This window comes from Novosphingobium sp. GV079 (assembly GCF_003058045.1).
GTDB lineage: Bacteria > Pseudomonadota > Alphaproteobacteria > Sphingomonadales > Sphingomonadaceae > Novosphingobium > Novosphingobium capsulatum.
This window is the reverse complement of record NZ_QBUE01000019.1, coordinates 1-19,827: the sequence shown is the minus strand read 5'-3', so window position 1 is coordinate 19,827 and position 19,827 is coordinate 1. Positions and strand designations below refer to the sequence as shown.

16 protein-coding genes are annotated in these 19,827 nt (G+C 65.8%); 9 read left to right on the top strand and 7 right to left on the bottom strand.

The features are described 5' to 3' along the window. Nucleotides 1-66: 66 nt before the first annotated feature. On the bottom strand, nucleotides 67-963 hold the full coding sequence (locus tag C8K14_RS18960) for a LysR family transcriptional regulator (RefSeq protein WP_158271962.1): 897 nt from the start codon (nucleotides 961-963) through the stop codon (nucleotides 67-69). Between the two features lie 88 nt (nucleotides 964-1,051). Here C8K14_RS18960 and mdlC point away from each other — a divergent pair, with 88 nt between their 5' ends. From mdlC to C8K14_RS18940, 4 genes are all read left to right on the top strand, one after another. Beyond that, nucleotides 1,052-2,608 (top strand): benzoylformate decarboxylase, encoded by a 1,557-nt coding sequence (gene mdlC, locus C8K14_RS18955; protein ID WP_107718341.1) that lies wholly within the window; start codon nucleotides 1,052-1,054, stop codon nucleotides 2,606-2,608. A gap of 20 nt (nucleotides 2,609-2,628) precedes the next feature. Continuing rightward, nucleotides 2,629-3,975 (top strand): SRPBCC family protein, encoded by a 1,347-nt coding sequence (locus C8K14_RS18950; protein WP_107718339.1) that lies wholly within the window; start codon nucleotides 2,629-2,631, stop codon nucleotides 3,973-3,975. After that, a complete protein-coding gene (locus C8K14_RS18945; protein WP_107718337.1) occupies nucleotides 3,972-4,466 on the top strand; it encodes an aromatic-ring-hydroxylating dioxygenase subunit beta in 495 nt (164 codons plus the stop codon). Before C8K14_RS18950 ends, C8K14_RS18945 begins: the two co-directional genes overlap by 4 nt. A gap of 93 nt (nucleotides 4,467-4,559) precedes the next feature. Further along, on the top strand, nucleotides 4,560-5,330 hold the full coding sequence (locus C8K14_RS18940; protein ID WP_107718432.1) for an enoyl-CoA hydratase-related protein: 771 nt from the start codon (nucleotides 4,560-4,562) through the stop codon (nucleotides 5,328-5,330). A gap of 12 nt (nucleotides 5,331-5,342) precedes the next feature. Here the strand turns inward: C8K14_RS18940 and C8K14_RS18935 are convergent, their stop codons facing one another. Together C8K14_RS18935 and C8K14_RS18930 are read right to left on the bottom strand one after the other, a co-directional pair. Continuing rightward, nucleotides 5,343-6,695, bottom strand: coding sequence for a HAMP domain-containing sensor histidine kinase (locus C8K14_RS18935; protein WP_233251150.1), 1,353 nt, complete (start codon nucleotides 6,693-6,695; stop codon nucleotides 5,343-5,345). Continuing rightward, nucleotides 6,692-7,363, bottom strand: coding sequence for a response regulator transcription factor (locus tag C8K14_RS18930; RefSeq protein ID WP_107718333.1), 672 nt, complete (start codon nucleotides 7,361-7,363; stop codon nucleotides 6,692-6,694). The genes C8K14_RS18935 and C8K14_RS18930 overlap by 4 nt, the downstream gene beginning before the upstream one ends. A gap of 150 nt (nucleotides 7,364-7,513) precedes the next feature. On the opposite strand from C8K14_RS18930, the gene C8K14_RS18925 reads away from it, so the two are divergent. Next, complete coding sequence (locus C8K14_RS18925) at nucleotides 7,514-8,065, top strand: hypothetical protein (protein WP_107718331.1); 552 nt, start codon at nucleotides 7,514-7,516, stop codon at nucleotides 8,063-8,065. A gap of 45 nt (nucleotides 8,066-8,110) precedes the next feature. On the opposite strand, the gene C8K14_RS18920 is transcribed toward C8K14_RS18925, so the two are convergent. Further along, nucleotides 8,111-10,222: a TonB-dependent siderophore receptor gene (locus C8K14_RS18920; RefSeq protein WP_166643373.1), complete on the bottom strand. Its 2,112-nt coding sequence runs from the start codon at nucleotides 10,220-10,222 to the stop codon at nucleotides 8,111-8,113. A gap of 86 nt (nucleotides 10,223-10,308) precedes the next feature. Here C8K14_RS18920 and C8K14_RS18915 point away from each other — a divergent pair, with 86 nt between their 5' ends. Further along, complete coding sequence (locus tag C8K14_RS18915; RefSeq protein ID WP_107718327.1) at nucleotides 10,309-11,472, top strand: PepSY domain-containing protein; 1,164 nt, start codon at nucleotides 10,309-10,311, stop codon at nucleotides 11,470-11,472. Here C8K14_RS18915 and C8K14_RS18910 read toward each other — a convergent pair. Beyond that, a complete protein-coding gene (locus C8K14_RS18910) occupies nucleotides 11,451-12,356 on the bottom strand; it encodes a LysR family transcriptional regulator (protein ID WP_107718325.1) in 906 nt (301 codons plus the stop codon). The genes C8K14_RS18915 and C8K14_RS18910 overlap by 22 nt on opposite strands. A gap of 90 nt (nucleotides 12,357-12,446) precedes the next feature. Here C8K14_RS18910 and C8K14_RS18905 point away from each other — a divergent pair, with 90 nt between their 5' ends. Further along, nucleotides 12,447-13,397, top strand: a complete 951-nt coding sequence (locus C8K14_RS18905) for an NAD-dependent epimerase/dehydratase family protein (RefSeq protein WP_107718323.1) — start codon at nucleotides 12,447-12,449, stop codon at nucleotides 13,395-13,397. A 48-nt stretch (nucleotides 13,398-13,445) separates the two neighbouring features. On the opposite strand, the gene C8K14_RS18900 is transcribed toward C8K14_RS18905, so the two are convergent. Next, the gene (locus C8K14_RS18900) at nucleotides 13,446-15,644 is read right to left on the bottom strand and encodes a TonB-dependent receptor (protein ID WP_107718321.1); all 2,199 of its coding nucleotides are present in this window, start codon (nucleotides 15,642-15,644) and stop codon (nucleotides 13,446-13,448) included. 159 nt (nucleotides 15,645-15,803) lie between these two features. On the opposite strand from C8K14_RS18900, the gene C8K14_RS18895 reads away from it, so the two are divergent. Further along, the gene (locus C8K14_RS18895) at nucleotides 15,804-17,174 is read left to right on the top strand and encodes a histidine kinase (RefSeq protein WP_107718319.1); all 1,371 of its coding nucleotides are present in this window, start codon (nucleotides 15,804-15,806) and stop codon (nucleotides 17,172-17,174) included. Further along, complete coding sequence (locus tag C8K14_RS18890; RefSeq protein WP_054131177.1) at nucleotides 17,174-17,788, top strand: response regulator transcription factor; 615 nt, start codon at nucleotides 17,174-17,176, stop codon at nucleotides 17,786-17,788. The genes C8K14_RS18895 and C8K14_RS18890 overlap by 1 nt, the downstream gene beginning before the upstream one ends. Nucleotides 17,789-17,810: 22 nt before the next feature. On the opposite strand, the gene C8K14_RS18885 is transcribed toward C8K14_RS18890, so the two are convergent. Then, entirely contained in the window at nucleotides 17,811-19,541 is a 1,731-nt protein-coding gene (locus tag C8K14_RS18885) for a phospholipase D-like domain-containing protein (protein ID WP_107718317.1), read from the bottom strand. Nucleotides 19,542-19,827 lie beyond the last annotated feature (286 nt).

Genomic DNA, 19,827 nt, shown 5'->3' with positions numbered 1-19,827 from the left:
GTGCCTGCACCGGCGCGAGTATCCGGATCGGGATTTGACAGTGTCAACCCGCCGGCCGGGCAGGGCTCACAGCGGCACGATGGGGAGGTAACGCAGGAACCGCTGCGCTGCATCGGGCAGCACGCCCGCCCTGCGGCGATAGACCCAGAATTGCCGCCAGGTTTCCAGCGCCGGCACGCTGAGCTGGCGCAGGCGCCCACTGGCGACATAGGGTTCGAGCAGCGGGACCGGCAACCAGCACAGCAATTGGCTGGCCCCGGCAATGGCGATCATCGTTTCGACCGAACTGGTGCGCGCCACGACGCGGGCCTGGTGCCCCAGTTGCGCGGCCAGGGTTTCGAACCGGACGCGCGGGGTCAGCCCCGCCTCGGGCATGACCCAGCCATGGGCAAACACGCTGGCGAGATCGGGGCTGTCGGCGATCGGGTTGTTGGCGGCGCAGAACACGGCAAACATGTCGGCATGGTCGCAGCGGCCCAGGCACTGCGCATCGGCGGCGTCCTGCTCCACCCGGCCAGAGGTGATCGCCAGGTCGATCTGCCGCTGCTCCAGCGCGCGCACCAGGCCGCTGTCGACGTCTTCGATCGCCTCGAACGCCAGGTCGGGGTTGTCGGCCAGCATCTGCCCGGCGTGGGTGGCCACCAGGGTGCGCATCACGGCGGCGGTCGCGCCAATGCGCACCACGCCGCGCCGCAGCCCGCGAAACGCTGCCAGTTCATCGCGCAGCGTGTGCATGTCCGCCAGCAGGTGACGGGCATGGCGTTGCAGCAGCGCGCCGGGATCGGTCAGCACCATGCCGCGCGTGGTGCGATCGAACAGCGGCTGTTGCAGCCGTTCCTCCATGCGGTGGATCAGGCGGCTGAGCGCGGGCTGGGTCAGGTTGGCCTGGCGTGACGCGCGCCCCAGGCTGCCGCATTCGGCCACGGCCAGAAAGGCTTTCAACTCGCGCTCATCAAAATCCATGTGCCAACGGTATGACTTTCTCCTGGATTTGCAATTGAACTTATCGCCAAATGCGCGAGACTGCGGCAAAAGATCGGGAGATTTCAGGATGCGGACCGTCCGCGACGTGACAATCGCGCTGTTGCGCGAGCTGGGCATGACCACGCTGTTCGGCAATCCCGGCTCCACCGAACTGCCGCTATTTCGCGATTTTCCCGATGATTTCCGCTATGTCATGGGGCTTCAGGAAAGCGTCGTGCTGGGCATGGCCGATGGCTTTGCCCAGGGCACCGGCCGCGCGGCGTTCGTCAACCTGCACAGTTCGGCCGGGGTGGGCCATGCCCTGGGCAACCTTTTCACCGCCTGGAAGAACCAGACCCCGCTGGTGGTTACCGCCGGGCAGCAGGCGCGCGCGATCCTGCCCTATGAACCGTTCCTGTTTGCCGAGCGTGCCGCGGAATTTCCGCGCCCATTCGTGAAGTGGGCGTGCGAGCCGGCACGCGCGCAGGATGTGCCCGCGGCAATCGAGCGTGCCTGGCTCGTGGCGATGGAACCGCCCTGCGGCCCGACGTTCGTCTCCATCCCGATCGATGATTGGGACCAGCCTTGCCCGCCGCATCAGGCCCGGCGCGTCGCTGCCGATCGCCTGCCATCACCTGTGGCCATTGCCGAATGCGCGGCGGCGCTCGATGCGGCGCGGCAGCCGGCGCTGGTCGTGGCGGCCGGCGTGGCGCGCGACGGCGCGTGGGAGCAGGTGGTGGCGCTGGCGGAACGCCACCAGGCGCGCGTCTATGTTGCGCCGATGGCGGGGCGCTGTGGGTTTCCCGAAGACCACGCGTTGTTCGGGGGCTTCCTCACTGCCAGTCGCGATGCGATCGTGGCCACGCTTGCCAGCCACGACGTGATCCTGGGGCTGGGCGGGCCGGTCAATCTCTATCATGTCGACGGGCAGGGGCCGCACATGCCGCCCGAGGCAGATCTCTGGTTGATCGGTGACAATCACGTTCACGCCGCCTGGGCGCCAGCGGGGCGGGCAATCGTGGCGCAATGCCATCATGCGCTCGATGCCCTGCTCACAGCCTCCCGTCCCGCGCCGCGCGCCCGGCCTGCGCCCTTGGTACGGCCGGCGCGGCTTGATGGCGTGGCCATGACCGATGGCTATGTGCTGCAACGGCTGGCCGACCTGCGCGCGCCGCAGACGATCATCGTGGAAGAGGCACCGTCGAGCCGCGGGCCGATGCATGATCGCCTGCCGATCCTTTGCCCCGATACCTTTTACACCACCGCCAGTGGCGGCCTGGGCCATGGCCTGCCGGCGGCAGTCGGCATGGCACTGGCCCGCCCGCACGACAAGGTCATCGCGGTCTTGGGCGATGGGTCGGCGATGTACGCGATCCAGGGCCTGCATGCCGCCGCGCAATGGAACCTGCCAATCACGTTCCTGATCCTCAAGAACGGGCGGTACGAGGCGCTGCATCACTTCGGCCGTCATTTCGGCATGCAGCATCTGGTCGGCACGCAGTTTCCCGAGCTGGATTTCGTGGCGCTGGCGGCAGGGCACGGCGTTCCGGGCCGATCGGCCAGCAACGCTGCCGCGCTCGATGCCGCATTGGCTTGGTCGCTCGCGGCGGCCGGGCCAACGCTGGTGGAAGCGGTGATCGATTGAGCCGGGTGGGAGACAACGCGATGGGCACCTTTCAACTGGCTGACCTGATCGACGATCGGCCGGACGAGGGCATCTTCCGCGTGAACCGCGCGATCTTCACCGATGCCGATGTCTTTGCCGCCGAACAGCGTGCGATCTTCGAGCAGGGCTGGGTGTTCCTGGGCATGGAATCACAGGCCGCCGGGCCGCACGATTTCTTCACCACCACGATCGGCCGCGCCCCCGTGCTGGTCCAGCGCGATGGCGAGGGGCAGTTGCGGGCCTTCATCAATTCGTGCCCGCACAAGGGCGCCAGGCTCGCGCAGGTGCGCCAGGGCAACGCGCGCCTGCATGTCTGCCCCTATCATAGCTGGAGCTTTGACAGCGCCGGCCGCAACCGCGCGATCAAGTGGAAGAGCGCAGGCTGCTATACCCAGGCGTTCGACAGCGAGGACCATGGCCTGGCGCCGCTGCCCCGCTTTGGCAACTATCGCGGCTTTCTGTTTGGCAGCCTGGCGCCTGGCGAACTATCGCTTGCTGACTACCTGGGCGAGGCGGCCAAGCTGCTCGACCTGGTGGCGGATCAGAGCGAGGATGGACTGGAACTGGTGCCGGGGCAGGTGACCTTCACCTTTGCCGCCAACTGGAAACTCCAGCTCGAAAACTGCTCTGACGCGTATCATTTCACTTCGGCCCACCCCTCCTACATCAGCGTATTGGAGCGGCGGCAGCAGGAAATGAGCGCCGATGTGGTCGCATCGGTCTGGGAAAACAGCGATTACTGGAAGGAAGAAGCGCAAGGCGTGGCGGGAGGCAGCTTCAGCTTTGATCACGGCCATGTGCTCAACTGGGGCATCTTCGGCATCACGCCGGCGATCCCGCTGTACGAACAGGCCGGTGCACTGGGCGTGCGGCTGGGCGAGGGCAAGCGCGACTGGATGTTCAACATGCGCAACCTGACGATCTTTCCCAATCTCCAGATCGCCGAAAACGCCTCGAGCCAGTTGCGCGTAATCCGCCCGATCGGCCCGGGGATGACCGAGATGCGCACCTGGTGCATCGCGCCCAAGGGCGAAAGCGCCGCGGCGCGGCGCCAGCGCATTCGCCAGTATGAAGATTTTTTCAATCCCACCGGCATGGCCACGCCCGATGACACGGTGTCCTATGAAAACTGCCAGGCCGGCTTTGCCGGCACGGTGCAGCCCTGGCTGCAAGGACACGGGCGGGGGATGACCGCGACCCAGCCGGGCGGCAATCGCTTTGGCGACCGTATCGATCTCAAACCCGCGCACAATGTGCTGGCGGATTCGCGGCTGAGCGATGAAACCCTGCTGCAGAACTACTATCGCGCCTGGGCGGCACGCATGGCGCCGGAGCTGGCCGCATGAGCCAAGCGCTGACATACGAGGCCGCGCGCGACCTGCTTTACCGCGAAGCCCTGCTGATGGACTCTGGCCGCTATGCCGAATGGCTGGCGCTGTTCACGCCGGACATCGAATTCTGGATGCCCACCTGGCGCGACGAGGTCACGCTGTCCGACGATCCGGATCGCGAACTCTCGCTGATCTACTATCGCGGGCGGCGCAATCTCGAGGACCGGATCATGCGCCTGCAATCGGGGCTGTCGGTGGCATCCAGCCCAGCGCCACGCGTTGTCCACCTGGTGTCGAACATCCTGGTGACCGACGCGGAACTGGGCACTGTCTCGGCGGCGTTCACCTGTCACCGCTTTGATGTGCGGATGGACCGGGCCGACGTGTTCTTTGGCCGCTATGAATATCGCCTGGTCCACGCCGAGGCGGGGTGGTCCATTGCGCGCAAGAAGATCATCCTGCTCAACGATACGATTCCGACGGTGGTGGATATCAACGCCATCTGATCGCCGCGCGCTTGCGCCGGGCGAAACCAGCGTCGATGGTGGCCCGATACGCGCCGCAGACAAGGCAGCGGGCCGCCAAGAGGATGCAGGATGATGGATTTCCAGACCGTGCGCTATGCCCGCGAGGGCGACGTGGTGACGATCACGCTCGATCGCCCGGATCGGCTCAATGCCTTGAGCGAGACGATGTTCGTCGAACTGGGCCAGGCGCTTGACCTTGCAGTGGCCGATGGCGCCCGGGCGGTGGTGCTGACGGGCGAGGGGCGCTATTTCTGCTCGGGCGCCGATCTGGGCGGTGGCGCGTCCGATGACCTGGGCGAGACGCTCGACACCTATTACCATCCCGTGGTCACGCGGCTGGCCGCGCTGGACGTTCCGCTGGTCACCGCGCTCAATGGCCCGTGCGCCGGCGCGGGGATGAGCCTGGGCCTGGCTGGCGATCTCGTGGTGATGGGCGAGAGCGGCTACCTGCTCATGGCCTTTGCCAATATTGGTCTGGTGCCCGATGCCGGGGCGACTTGGCTCGCCGCGCGCAGCATTGGCCGCTGTCGCACTCTGGAATTGGCCCTGCTGGGCGAGCGGCTTGGGGCCGCAGAGGCCAAGGCGGCGGGCCTGGTGACGCGGGTGGTGCCAGATGACGATGTCATGGCCGAGGCCATGGCCCTGGCGCACCGGCTTGCCGCTGGCCCCACGCTCGCGCTGGGCATGATCCGCCGGCAGGTTGCACGTGCGCTGGAATGCGATTTTTCGACGATACTGGAGATCGAGCGCGCCAACCAGTCGGCCGCTGGCCGCACTGCCGATTTTGCCGAGGCGATTGATGCCTTTGCGCACAAGCGCAAGCCGCAGTTCACCGGGCGCTGAACGGAAGGGACGCTATCGGGCGGCGCGCAGCGCCAGCTCAACGCGCAAGCCACCCTGGGCACCTTCCGCCAGGTTCAGGGTGCCGCCGTGCAGCGCCACAAGGTCGCGCACGATCGCCAGGCCAAACCCGTCGCCCTGTGGTGCTTCATCGAGGCGGACGCCCGGTTGCAGCGCCAGTTCGCGCTGGTCGGCGGCAATCCCCGGGCCATCGTCTTCGATCGCCACGCGTGTGCGGTCGCCGTCTGCCCAGGCCGTGACGGCAATGGCCGAACGGGCGTGGCGGGCCGCATTGTCGAGCAGATTGCCGACGATTTCCGACAGGTCGTGCGCATCAAGCGAGACGGCAAGCGCGCTGGGCACATCGACCGATAGCGCCAGGCCAGGGTGAAGCGAGCCGATCACCTGCGCCACATCGGCCACTGCCGGGGCCAGGGGCGTGCGGGCGCGATGCGCCACCGCTGCGGTGCGGGCGCGGGCGAGGTGATGGCGGATGACCTCTTCGATCCTGGCGATCTGGCTGGTCGCGCGGGCGTCGCCGTCCACCGTCAGGGCCAGCGTCGCCACAGGGGTTTTGAGCGCGTGGGCAAGATTGGCGGCAGAGGCGCGGGCCGCCTGCAAGGCAGCGCCGCTTTCACGGGACAGCGCGTTGAGTTCGACCGCCAGCGGTTTCAGTTCGGCGGGCTGATCCTCGTCCACAGTGGTGCGCGTGCCGTGGCGAATCTGGCCAAGCTGATCCCGCAACGCGGCAATTGGCCTGAGCGCCAGGCGCAGCTGAAACAGCGCGGCCAGCATGAACAGCACGGCCAGTACGGCAATGATCGACAGGAGCGGGACAAGCGCGGCGCGGATGGGCCGGGCAATCACTTGCGACGGCGCGGCGGCGATCAGGGTTACTGCGCCCCGGCTGGTGCGGATCACCGCCTGCCGGGCATGAACCCGGCCGCCGCTATCCTGGCCATCGCGTGGGGCAGGGGCGGATGGCGTGGGCACGCCCTCCGCCGCCGGAGCGGGCGCACCGGGCGGCGGCGGCAATAGCGGGAGGTGGGGTGGGACCAGAGGCGCTGGATCGAGCGTGGGAAAATCGGACGAGCCGATTTCTCCGTCTGGCCCGATGATCCGCCAGCGCCAGTCGGGGCGCACGGTCATGACGCCGATCTGGTTGTCGATGCGGGCGCGGTCGATCGTGCCATCGTCACGCACGGCACTGGCCATCACGGCGATCTGCGCGTCGAGCCGCTGGTCCAGGCCTTCGGTCACGAAACGGGTAAGGATGCCGGCGATCGACCATGCCGCGATGACGAGCGCCGCCAGAGCGGCGATCGCCGACAGCGCCAGCATCCTGGCCCGCAAAGACTTGGGTTTCATGCCGCTACGCCGCTCGCCGTCAGGCGATAGCCCCGCCCGCGCACGGTTTCGATCAGGCTGGCGCCGATCTTGCGCCGCAAACGCCCGATGATCACGTCGAGCGTATTGGAATCGACATCGGCATCGCCTTCATAGATGCGCTCGATCAGGTCGAGCCGCTCGACCACTGCTTCGCGCCGCATCATAAGTTGCGACAGCACGCGCCATTCGAATGCGGTGAGCTTGAGCGGCAGGCCGTCCAGTTCGAACTGGCCGGTCTGGCTTTCGAAGACCAAGGGGCCACAGACCATCTGCGGGTTGGCATGCCCGGCCGCGCGCCGCACGATGGCGCGCAGGCGCATAATCAGCTCCTCGATGCGGAACGGCTTGGTGAGATAGTCGTCGGCGCCGGCCTTGTAGGCAGAGACTTTGTCGGCCCAAGCCTCGCGCGCGGTCAGGACGAGGACGGGCACGGTCTTGGCGCCCTTGCGCCATTCCGCCAGCACCGCCGCGCCGGTTTTCCCAGGCAGGCCAAGATCGAGGACCACCGCATCATAGGGTTCGGTCTCGCCCAGGTGCTGCGCGTCGATGCCGTTATCGACCAGGTCGACTGCGCAGTTCTCGCCGCGCAGCTTGCGGGCAATCGCCTCGCCCAGGTCGGGATCGTCTTCAACAAGCAGGATGCGCATGGCCGCTCAATACCGCCGCAGGTTAAACCGAACATGAAACGCCAGCTTCAGGCTGCGTCGGAAGGGGCAGCATAGAACGGGGCCATCGACAACCCAAGGAGTTGAAAGATGGTCGATTGGAAAAATCCGGTTGGGCACATCCCACACCGTATGAAGCTGGCCAGCGGCGTGGCCGTGTTGCTGGCCCTGGGCGGCGCCGCGGGGGCGGGGGCAGTTGCCTATACTCGTCCGCCGGTGGAAATGGCGCCGACCGTGCCAACCGCGATTGCCCAGGTGCCGCAGCGCAGCGGGATCACCACGGTGAAGGGCAAGGTCGCCGAGGTCTATGGTGATCGTTTCGTTCTGCAGGATGGCACGGGCCGTTTGCTGGTCGATGTCGGCCGCGATGGGTCGGGCCAGGTCCGCTCTGGCAATGCGCTGATGGTGCAGGGCCGGTATGATAATGGCCAATTGCGTGCCTCGTACCTGGTCGATCCGCAGGGTGGTGTAACCCAGGTCGGTGCGCCGCCTCCGCCTCCGCCGCCTCCGCCGCGTGGCCCCGGCCGTGATGCGCCGCCGCCACCCCCGCCGCCGGGCGATGGTTCGGCTCCCCCGCCGCCTCCTCCTCCGCCGCCTGCCGGTGCGAATGGTGCCGTCGGTCAGCCAGGGCCGGGCACGCCGCCGCCTCCGCCGCCCGTGGCGCCAGGCGCAGCAACCAAGTAACCCTGTCGCACAGCCGCGCCACTTGCTGGCGCGGCTGGAGCGCGTTCAAAAGCTTACGGCGGCAGAGAGGCGCAGTGTCCGCGCCGCGCCGACATAAAGCGTGCTGCCGCCGGTGGCCCAGTAGCGGGTGTTGGTCACGTTGTCGGCATTGGCGCGCAGCGTCATCGTGCGGCCCGCCGCGAGGGCCAGCCGATAGCTGGCGCCAAGGCTGAGCGTGGCATAGGCGGGCAGCACACCCTGGTTGAGCACGTCGGTAAAGCGCTTGCCGGTGTAGTAGACGCCCGCGTTCAGCCCCAGCGGCAGCGCACCTACGGGCTGCCAGTTGACGAAGGCCGAGCCTGACCAGCGCGGCGCGTTGTCCACCAGCTTGCCGTCTTGCGCGGCCACCCCGGTCTGCCGCTGGCGGGCGACAAGATATTGCCCGGCCAGCGCCACCGATACGGTCGGCACGATCGTTCCCTGGACCGATGCCTCGATCCCCTGGTGCAGGGCGCGACCGTTGACGACATAAGTGTTGGTGGCCAGATCGGTATAGGCCAGGCCCCGGTTGATGCGGAACCAGCCCAGCGACAGCAGCATGCCGCCCGCTTCGGCCCGCGCGCCCAGTTCCAGCTGCCGGCTGCGCACTGCGGGCAGGACGCTGCCGGCATTGGTCGTGCCATCGGGCGCGGTGCCGGCGCTTTCCAGCCCCTCGATATAGCTGAAGTACAGGCTGGTCTTGGGCGTGGGGCGCAGGACCAGTGCACCGGTGGGTGTCCAGGTGCGCAGGGCAAAATCGGTGTTGCTGGTGCGGGTGCGATAGTCCACGTGGCGCACGCCCGCGATCACCAGCAGTTTTTCACCGATATGCGCCTGGTCCATCGCATAGAGACCGGTATCGATGTTCACGCTGCCGGCGGTAAGCCGCACGGTGGTGGGGGTAAGTGCCGACAGCGGCAGGGCCAGTGGCGCATAGAGGTTTTGTTTTACTGCGGCATAGCTTTGCGGGTGCTGGTCTTCCTGCACCTGCCGGTTGCGGGCATAGCCGAGCAGCAGTTCGTGGCGGATGCCCAGGGTTTGCGCCTCGCCGGCCAGTTCCGCCCGCCAATAGAGATTGGCGTATTCCTGATCGGGGGTATAGGTCGCCGCGATCGTACCGGCGCCGGTCACCAGGTTGGTTTTGCCGATATTGGCGATCATGCGCTGGCGGCGGGTGTTGGCATAGCCGCCTTCGACGCGCACCGACCACGTGCCGGCCAGCCGATAATCCATGCGGCCCAGGGCGTTGGTCACCCAGGTACGATAGGGTGCGTTGACCGGGGCATAGCGGTTGTGCGGGCTGGGGATCGCGGGCAAGGTGATCACGCCGTTGACCGCGGTGGGCAGGGTGATGCCGCCCGGCTCATCGGTTGCGCGGCGATAGTGTTCGACATCGAGCTTGAACGACAGCCGATCGCTTGCCTGCCAATCGAAGGCACCGCTGGCGAGATAGCGATAGCCGTTGACCCCATCGATCGGTGTTTCGATGTGCGAGCCATAGGCGTTGATGCGGATACCGATGGCATCACCTGCGCCCACCTTGCGGCCGATGTCGAACCCGCCGCCCACGCTGCCTTCGGCATCGCCATCGACATAGAAGCTGGTCACCGGGCGATCGCCAGCGCGCTTGGTTACCACGTTGACGATGCCTGAGGGCGTGCTGAGCCCGTAATAGAGCGCGGAAACGCCCTTGAGCAGTTCGACGCGCTGCTTGTTTTCCACCGGGATCGGGCCGAGATTGATGATCTGCAGCGCCCCGTTGAGGCGGTAGTTGGTGCGCGCGTTGAGCAGCACGCCGCGCGCGGCAAAGTTGTTGCTCGTGGTCGGGCTGGTCGATTGCTGGGTGATGCCGGGGGTGTTGCGCAAGGCATCGTCGAGGCCTTTGGCGCCCTGGTCATCCAGCATGGCGCGGGTGATCACCGCGACATTGGCCGGCGTATCGAGCGCGGATTGGTTGCGGAACGCGCCCACCTGCACCACCTGCGCGCGATAGGGCGCTTCTTGCCGCCCCGTTACCACGATCTCTTCGTCGAGCTGGCGTTCGGCTTGGGGGGCCTCGCCATCCGGCGCAGCAGGAGCGGGAGCAGCGGTGGCGGCAGCGACGCTTGCGGCAGCCGCCGACGCGAACAGAAACAGCATGATACAGGTCCCCTTGGCGAATCCCTCGGGTGGAATTCACGGCTGCCCTAATTGATATTGATATTGGTTTGCAATAATTGATCGCAATGAGACCGACGATTCGCCCACCCCGCACCATCGCCCTGCGCAAATGGCTGCAACGGCTACACAGCTGGCTGGGGCTCAGCCTTGGGCTGGTCCTGGCCGTGATGGGCGCGACAGGTGCCATGCTGTCTTTCCAGGACGACATCCAGGCACGGCTGATCGCGCCGCTGCCCCTGCGCGCGGGTGAGGCGGTGCTGGCCCCAGCGGTCTTGCTGCAACGCGCCGCACTAGCGCAGCCGGGCAAGGCGATCGCGCGGTTCGAGGTAGACAGCGATCCCACAGTGCCGGCGCGGATCAGCTATGTTGACAAGGCAGCCGGGGCCAAAGGGCGTGAAACCGTGCTGCTGGACCGCCGTGACGGGCGCATTCTGGGGCCGCTGCCGGCTACTGCGCTGTTCGATACGGTGGAGCGGGTGCACCGTTGGCTGGCGATGCCGGGCAATGGCAAGGGCTGGGGGCGGATCGTGACCGGCAGCGCGGCGATCGCGCTGATCGTGCTGGCGCTGGGTGGGCTCTATCTGCGCTGGCCGACCAAGCCGCGTGACTGGCGCGCGTGGTTGACCATTCCGCCGGGGCGAAAGGGCCGCTGGTGGTGGCGCGAGGTACACCTGCTGCTCGGCGGGCTGATGATGGCGGTCTATCTGCTCAGCGCGCTGACCGGGCTGTGGTGGTCGTTCGATTGGTATCGTGGTGGAGTTCAGCGCCTGTTGGGCGCAGAGCAGGCCGAGAAGGCTAAGGCGCGCGGCAAACCTGATTTCGCCCTGGCCTGGCAGGGGTTTGACGCAGCAACCGCAGGTCATTCCTATCGCCGGATCATGCTGATCGTGCCGGAAAAGGGTTCTGCCTTGCGCTTTCGCGCGCTGCCCGTGGCGGCGCGGCACAACCGGGCGGATGATGCCGTGACGATCGACGGGGCGACCGGCAAGGTTCTGGCCACCGATTTTGCCGCGCAACGGCCAAGCGGTGCTGTCATCGTCGCCAGCATGTTCGAAATCCACCGCGGCGCGTTCTTTGGCCTGCCCGGGCGGATCGCGCTGTTCGTGACCAGCCTTAGCCTGCCCTTCTTTGCGATCAGCGGCGTGTGGTTCTACCTCGCCCGTCGCCGCATGAAGCGGAAGGGGCGGGCACGCCGCGTCGCCTCAGTTCAGCCGATCGCAACGCTCTGAGGCCCTGCTGCCGCCAGACTTTCCACCAGGGCGTCGAACACGGCGCGATGGCGGGCGCTGGATCGTAAGTCTTCGTGCATGACGACCCACAGCGGCAGATCGAACGAAAACGCATCGGGCAGTACACGGATCAACGCGGCATCGCGCGCGGCCACGGCCACCTGGCAGATGCCAATGCCAAAGCCCGCGCGGATCGCGGCGAGTTGCACCAGTGCGTTGTCGATCCGCAGCGCGAAATCGCTGTGCTCCAGACCCGGCAAGGCGTCGAGCACCGCGCGGGACAGATCGCCAATGCTGTCGACCCCGATCAGGTCATGGCGTGCCAGATCGGCAATGACCTTGGGTTGGCCATGCCGAGCGAGATAGTCGGCATGGGCATAGAGCCCGAGTTCCAGCGCGCCGAGCTTGCGCGCGAGCAGGGCCTGTTGCGTCGGGGCGACCATGCGGATGGCGATATCGGCATGGCGTTGCAGCAGGTCACCGATCGCGTCACTTGCCACCAATTCGATGCTGAGTTCCCGGTAACGTTGGCGCAGCATGGTGAGCACGGGTGGCAGATGCTCGGCCGCCACCACCTCGCTGGCGGTAATCCGGACCGTTCCGGCAATCGCGTCTGCGCCGGCGGTTGCGGTGCGCAGCAGCGCGGCCGAGGTGGCCAGCATGGCTTCCGCATAGGGTTGCAGAGCAATGGCCCGATCGGTGGGCGAAAGGCCGCGTTGCGAGCGCAGGAACAAGGTGCCACCCACCGCCTGTTCCAGTGCCTCGATATGGCGGGCGACGCTGGGCTGGGTTAGCCCCAGGGCCCGCGCCGCCGCCGAGAGCGAGCCTTCGCGAAGCACGGCGGCGAAGGTGCGGTAGATATCCCAGCTTGGCTCTCGGTTCATCTATTTCCGTATAGCCGCTTGCCGCATTCAGTCAATTTCATGGATCGTGCTCTTCCGCCAATCCTGTCGCCGTCAACACAGGAGAGCGACATGGAACGGATTGCGCTGGTTTTGGGCGTGACGGGGGGCATCGGCGGCGCCGTGGCCCGGCGGCTGGTGGAACGCGGGTGGAGCGTGCGCGCACTGGTGCGGGCGCACAGCGCACACCGGGTGCCGCAGGGCGTAGCGGCGGTGATCGGCGATGCCATGGATCGGGCGGCGGTTGCGGCGGCGGCAGAGGGCGCAAGGGTTATCGTGCACGCCGTCAATCCGCCCGGCTACCGCAACTGGGACACCGTGGTCTTGCCGATGCTGGACAACACCATTGCCGCGGCGCGGGTCAACCGCGCGCAGATTTTGCTGCCGGGCACCATCTACAACTATGGCCCTGACAGCTTCACGCTGATCACTGAAACCGCGCCGCAGCATGCCGTCACGCGCAAGGGCGCGATCAGGGGTGAGATGGAGCGCCGGCTGCGCGCTGCGGCCGATGCTGGAGACGTTCGCGCGCTGATCGTGCGGGCCGGCGATTTCTTTGGCCCAGGCGCGGCCAACAGCTGGTTTGCCCAAGGCCTGATCACGCCGGGCGCCCGTCCGCGGATTATCCGCAATCCCGCCACGCGCGGCGTCGGGCATCTCTGGGGCTATCTTCCCGATGTGGCCGAAACCATGGTCCGCCTGGTGGAGCATGATCAGGTGCCGGCCTTTGCCAACTATCACATGGGTGGGCACTGGGACGGCACGGGCACCGCGATGGTCGAGGCCATTGCCGAGGCGTTGGGCGGGCCAAAGGTGCGGATTGCTCCGTTCCCGTGGTGGGCGCTGCGCCTGGCCGCTCCGTTTGCGCAGATGCCGCGCGAATTGATGGAGATGCGCTATCTTTGGCAGCAGCCGGTGCGGCTGGACAATACCCGGCTGATCGCGCTGCTGGGCGAAGAGCCGCACACGCCGCTTCCCCAAGCCGTGCGCGCCACGCTCGCCGCGCTGGGCTGCATGCCCTGATCCGCCACGGCAGCGTTGCCCCGATCAAGCGCCGGGGCAACGCCGGGATCAGAAGCTCTTGCTGATGCCCACGAAAATGCCGCGCCGCGCCCCGAACGAGGGCGCCCCGACACCCACGCCGGTCCCGTCGCGGATTTCATAGACGTGGTCGAACAGGTTCTGCACATCCACCCGCACGTCAAATCCGCTGTCGCCAAACTTGTGGCCGGCCGAAAGATTGAACGTAACATAGGATGGCAGCGAGGCGCCGTTGGGGACGGTGCTGCCATCGGCCAAGACCAGGTCGCTGCGCAGGCCAGAGCCCAGGATCGCGCTGGCGCTCACGCGCGAGCCGGCCAGGGCACCATCGCGCCAGTTGTAGGAGGCGCCCGCCGATCCCGACCAGGTCTGGTTGTGATCGAGGTAGATGTAATGATTGGCGATATAGGCAAGGTCGGCAGCGGCAAAGTTGTATTCGTTCGAGACGATATCGGTGCCCTGGGCCTTGGCATAGGCGATGTTGCCATAGGCGTTGAACCCGCCGTGGCTGTAGTTCAGCGTCAGCTCGGTGCCGAAGATGCGCCCACGCGCATAGTTGAACGGCGTAAGGATGATCGGCGCGCCGAACTGGCCTTCGTCAACCAGGTGGGTGGACCGGCGCAGATAGCCATCAAGGCCCAGCGTAAAGTCGCCGATCTTCTGCTCGAAACCCGCATCCCAATAGTTTTCGCGCTGGGCATAGGTGGTGTTGTTGGTCCGCACGTTGGGCGAGGCGGTGGTGTTGTAGACCTGTGCCAGGTTGCTGTCGGCAATGAGTTCGAATGGCGCCGGCGAAAAGTAGCGGGCATAGCCGGCATGCACTGTCAGCCCGTGGCCCGGCGTCCACACCATGTTTGCCCGCGGGGAAAGCTGCCGCTCGTTGCGCGGGCCGTCGTTTTCATCGAACCGTGCGCCATAGTTCAGCACGAAATGCGGCGTGATGTGCCATTCGTCTTGAAGATAGGCGCTATAGGTGCGCTGGGTGACGCCGATCGCGAACGGCAGCGAGATCGGCTGGGCATTGGCCAGGATCGCGCCTTGCTGCCATCCCTGGTCGGGCTGGGTGGGATCGAACGTATCGCCGGTGGTCGGGAACACGTTGGTGTTGGTGCTGCTGGTCGAACGGTCGTGCTCGAACAGCAGCCCGGCGCGCAGGGTGTGCTGTTCCGACAGCTTGTAGGCGCTATCGACCTGGAACGCGAAAGTCGTGTCCTTCTTGTTGGCATACTGCGCCTCACCATTGAACAGCAGTTCGCCGGTATAGTCTGGCCGGTAGGTGAGGGTCGCCACGCGGCCGATGGCCGAGGCCTGGAACGAGAACGGGCCGGCGGCATGCAGCCACGACAGCGCGCCAAAGCCGAAGGTCTGCAACTGCCGTTCGTTGAGGTTTTCGCTGTAGAAGCTCGTCTGCCCGTTGACCGACACCGGATTGCCATTGGCATCGGTCTGCCCGGCCACCAGCCCGGTGGGATTGGGGATCTGATAGGCCTGGTTGGTATAGCCGCCAGTCAACGCGATACGGTCGTTGGAACCCAGGATATGGTCGATATAGCCAAAGCCGTTGAACTGGTCGGTCTGATCGTGGATGGCGTGGCGGTTGCCGTTGACGTTTTCGATGCCCAGGTCGGAATGCTTGTAGTCGCCCGAGGCGAACCAACTGGTTGCGCCAGAACTGCCGGCGATCTGCACGCTGGGTTCGATTGTCCCCTGGCTGCCACCATAGACGCTGACCGTGGTGCCGTCCTTGAGGCCGGACTTGGTGGTGATATCGATGATCCCGCCGGTGCGCAGGCCATATTGCGCGGGCAGGGTGCCGGTCACCAGGCTTATCTTGTCGACCAGGCGGGGTGAGAGCATCTGGCCGAACACCGCGATGCTTTCGGGAATGATCACGCCGTTGATGCGGTATTGCACGCCGTTGTGTTCATCCCGCACATGGAACTGGCCGAACTGGTCCTGGCTGACGCCGGGCATTTGCAGGATGATATCCTGGATCGGCTGGTTGTCGGCGCCGGGCAGGTTCTGGATCGCCTTCTGGTCCAGCGTATAGGTCGAAGCGCCCAGGCTGGTCTTGATGCTTTCGCGCGCATCGTTGAGCCGCTGGGCGGTGACGACGATTTCGGACGGGGGCGCGGCGTCGCTTTCGGCAAAGGCGGCCGGGGCGGCAAAGGCGGCATAGAGACCGGTAGAGGCCAGAAAGCAGGTGCGAAGGGCCTGACGCGAAAGCATGGTTTCAATATCCCTGGAAAGGTCTCGTGTTCTTGCCAGGGTGGTTAGCGGGGGCGCTGCAAGGCGAACATGGCAGCCTTTCCCGATTTTCCCGGGAAAAATTCCCGATCGCGTTTGCAGGCCTTGCCATCGCGCGGATTGTGCTAGGCGGCGTGGACCATGTCTCTGCGTCTGCGCGTCATCCTGCTTATCACCCTGGTGCTGGCTTCCAGCCTGACGCTGTGCGCGCTGCTGGTGGGCTATCAGGTTCGCCAGGAACTGGCTGCCGAACTGCGCGCGGCGATGGCGGGCGCGCGGCAAACCGCCAGCGGCACGTTCGAAGATCTGCCTCGCTCCGATCATTCGCTCCGCGATCTGCGGCAACTCGTCCACGCCTTCGATGGCAATCGGCATGTGCGCATGGCGGTGGTCGATCGGCAGGGACAGGCCCTGCTCACCTCGCGTCCCAGTGGAGAGGCGCCACCGCCGGCCTGGTTTGGCCGTCTTGTGGAAGTGGAGGCGGCTGCAGTTGTCTTGCCCATTCCCGATGCGCCGGGACAGGGTCTGGCACCAGGCCTGCGCCTGGTCCTGACGCCCACGCCGCAGTCTGATGCGCGATCGGCCTGGAACGAGGCGTTCACCATGCTCAAGGTGATCGCCGGGGTTGCCCTGATCGGTGGCGTGCTGATCTGGCTGGCGGTGGGGGCGGGGCTGCGCCCGCTGGTCTTGCTGGGCGAACAGTTCGCCAAGGTGGGGCAGGGCGATTATGCCGCCGCCGTGCCAGAGGCGGGGCCACCGGAATTGCGCCTGTTGCAGCGCGGGTTCAATGCGATGACCGGGCAACTGGCAGCGACGATGCGGCGCAACCGCCAGTTGGGCGACCAGATCGTCCGCCTGCAAGAGGAAGAGCGCGCCGAAATCGCGCGGGACCTGCACGACGAGATCGGCCCGCGCCTGTTTGCCGTGGGCCTCGATGCCGCACTGCTGGCGCAGCTGTGTGAAGCGGGCAAGCCCGCAGAGGCGATCCGCCATGCCCAGGAAATCCAGCAGGCGGTGGTGCATATGCAGGGGCAGGTGCGAGACCTGCTCGGCTGGTTGCGGCCGGCGCGGCTTACCGAATTTGGCCTGGCGGCGGCGATCAAGGATCTCGTGGCGTTCTGGGCAGGACGGCGCGGGGACATAGCCTTCGCGCTCGATCTGCCCGAAACCGCACTGGATGAAAGCACGGCCGAGGTCGCCTACCGCGTGGTGCAGGAGGCCTTGAGCAATGCCATGCGCCATGCCCGGCCCGCCCGCATTGCCATCACGCTCGCACACGAAGCACCGGATCGCCTGACCGTGCGGATCGAAAACGACGGCGTACCGCAGACCGCGCCCGATGCATCGCGCAGTGGCGGGTTGGGCCTGCTGGGCATGCGCGAGCGGGTGGAAGCCCATGGGGGGCAACTGGCCTATGGACGCGAAGCCGCTGCGGCGGTGTGGCTGGTGCGTGCGCAACTGCCGTGCCAGATTCACGCAGTGCCGGCGGCAAACGGGCAGGAGCAGGCGTGATGAACATTCTGCTGGTTGATGATCACGCGATCGTGCGGGCGGGACTTGGCCGCATGCTGATGATGACGCCGGGCACACAGGTGTTCGAGGCGGCGACCGGGCGCGACGGGCTGGCAATCGCGCGGGCCAACACGCTCGACCTGGTGATCCTTGATCTCAACCTGCCGGAACTCGGCGGGATCGAACTGGTCGCTCGCCACCGCCAGATCGGCGCGACGCCGATCCTGGTGCTGTCGATGCACGCCGACCCACTTTATGTGGCGCGGGCGCTCAACGCCGGGGCGCAGGGCTATGTCAGCAAGAATGCGTCGCCCGATGAACTGCTGCTCGCCATTCGCAAGGTGGCGGCGGGGGAACGCTATGTCGAACAGGCAATCGCCCAGGAACTGGTGACCCAGGCCTATGTCCCGGCCACGACCCTGGCACAACTGGCGCCGCGCGACCTGGAAATCCTCCGCCACTTGGCCGCCGGGCGCAGCCTGAGCGAAATCGCCGATATCCTCGGGCTGGGATACAAGACGATCGCCAACAACTGCAGCCTGATCAAAAGCAAGCTGGGCGTGGTGCGCACCGCCGATCTGCTGCGCATCGCGCTGGAAGCCGGCCTGTCCTGAAGCTGCCAGAGCGTGGCACGGTTCATCGCCCTGGCCAGCTGGGAAAGAACAGCCGCTGGCGATTGGTCTTGAGGCGCCCGGGCTGGGTATACTCGCCCAGCCAGCCGTCGCTTTCGTCCAGGAACTTGGCTTCGGTCAGCGGCCTGCCTTCGGCAGCGAGGCGGTCGATCACCTGACGGGCATAGAAGTGGCGGAAGATCCGGTCGAATTCCGTCAGGTAAACGTCGGCCACATCGGTATCACCGCGGATCAGCAGCATGTTCTCGTCGTTGGCTTCCAGCGATGATGTCGAAAAGTTGGCCGATCCGGTGCAAACCAGCGGATTGTCTCCCAAGGGATCGATCAGCAGGAACTTGGTGTGGATGAAGAACACGTGCCCCTGCTTGCGGAACAACTCTTCCTTGAGGAACCACGCGTCGAGGCTTGAGGGTGGGAACACCTTCTTGCTCTTGGCATAGTCACCCAGGATGGACCCATAGGCCGCCACCACGTCACGGTCTTGCGCCATCTTGGCTTTCAGCAGCTTGTCCGGCTCATCCTCCAGCAGGATGAAGCGCACGAATGGCCGATCGATGCCGAACTGCGCGGCCAGCAGCTTGTTCACGCCGAAGGCGGCGGTGAACATGACCGTGCCGGTCGCGGCGGCAATCTGGTCGGCATACCAGGCAAGCATTACGTCGTTCTTGCGTGGGGAGAAGAACGTGGTGATGCCAGGCGGCGCCGTCAGCGCATCGAGATCGTCCTGTGGCGTCTTGGCCTGGGTCCAGGTGGAAAGTTCCGGCGTTGTCGGATCTTTCGACAACTCGGTCCAGTAATCGAGGTAGTCTTGCGCGACATCGCGGTTGCGCACGATATGGACCACGTTGGTCTGGCCGATGAAGCCCGAGGCGGTGAAATTTGCCGATCCGGCGAGCACTTCCACGGCTTCCCCGCCGCGCAGCCACACGATGAACTTGTTGTGCGGGATATTGCGGCGGCGCGTGCGCTTGATGAGCCGCAGGTTGGGCTGGTTGGCCAGGCCGAGCCGTTCGATCGCGTTCTTGGCGGTCGTTGTTGCGCTTGTCGGCACTTGTGTGTGGGTCTTTTCGTCAAGTTCGGTTCCCGCCTCGTGCACGATGCGCACGTCCACACCGCGCGCGGCCGCCGCGCGCAGCGCCTTGAGGATGGGGGTATAGGTGAATTCATAGGCCGCAACGCGCAGGGAATCCCCGTCTGCCGCCTTGGCGATGAAATCCAGCGCCGCCTGCAACGCCCCCCGCGAAAGCCACTGCACCTCGCGGTCGGCGGGATCGTCCTCGTCCTGCGGCTTCTGGTTGTGGAAGGTTTCGGCAAACGCCTGGGAGGCGACTGCACCAAAATTGAAATAGATGCCGTGGGCGCCGGCCGTCGGGTCAATCGTCGTTATCGTAATCTCGGCAGCATCGCCCAGTGTGACGGCCGCCACCGGTCCATACACCGGATGCACCCGATAGGTGATGTCCTGGCCGGGGGCGGCGTTGAAGTCTGACCAGATCAGGCTTTGGATCGGGTAGCGGTTGCTGGGATAGCTTTCGGCCGGATCGGGGTTTGGCTCCACGCTGGCAAAGACCTTGCGCCCTTGCAGCCAGACCGGTTCCCCGTTTTCCAGCCGGGCAATGGCAAAGCCCAGCAGTCCGTCGCGCGCCTGCTCGGCAATATCGATCGCCAGCAAAACCACGCGCGTGCCGGAAATGGCCCGCAGCCGAAGAAATCCCGTTTCCGTGGTGACCCGCATGCCCTGTCCCCCGCCCTATTCGCAGTCCACAGTAATATTCAGATCGCGAATCAGAATATCATGAATCTGGAAATATGGGGCAATAAATAGCGCCGGCGTGGAACGTATTGATCAATGCGTTGATTTTGACCGGAACGACTGGTCAGGTAATCGTCACCTTTTAATCACGGCCCCGCGCTGCTGACGCGCTTAGAGCCCGATCCGAAAGTTGTTGAGCGATACCAGTATGTTGTGATTCACGCCGTCCTTGCGAGAAGATGGTGTGACCAATGGCATGGACTGATAT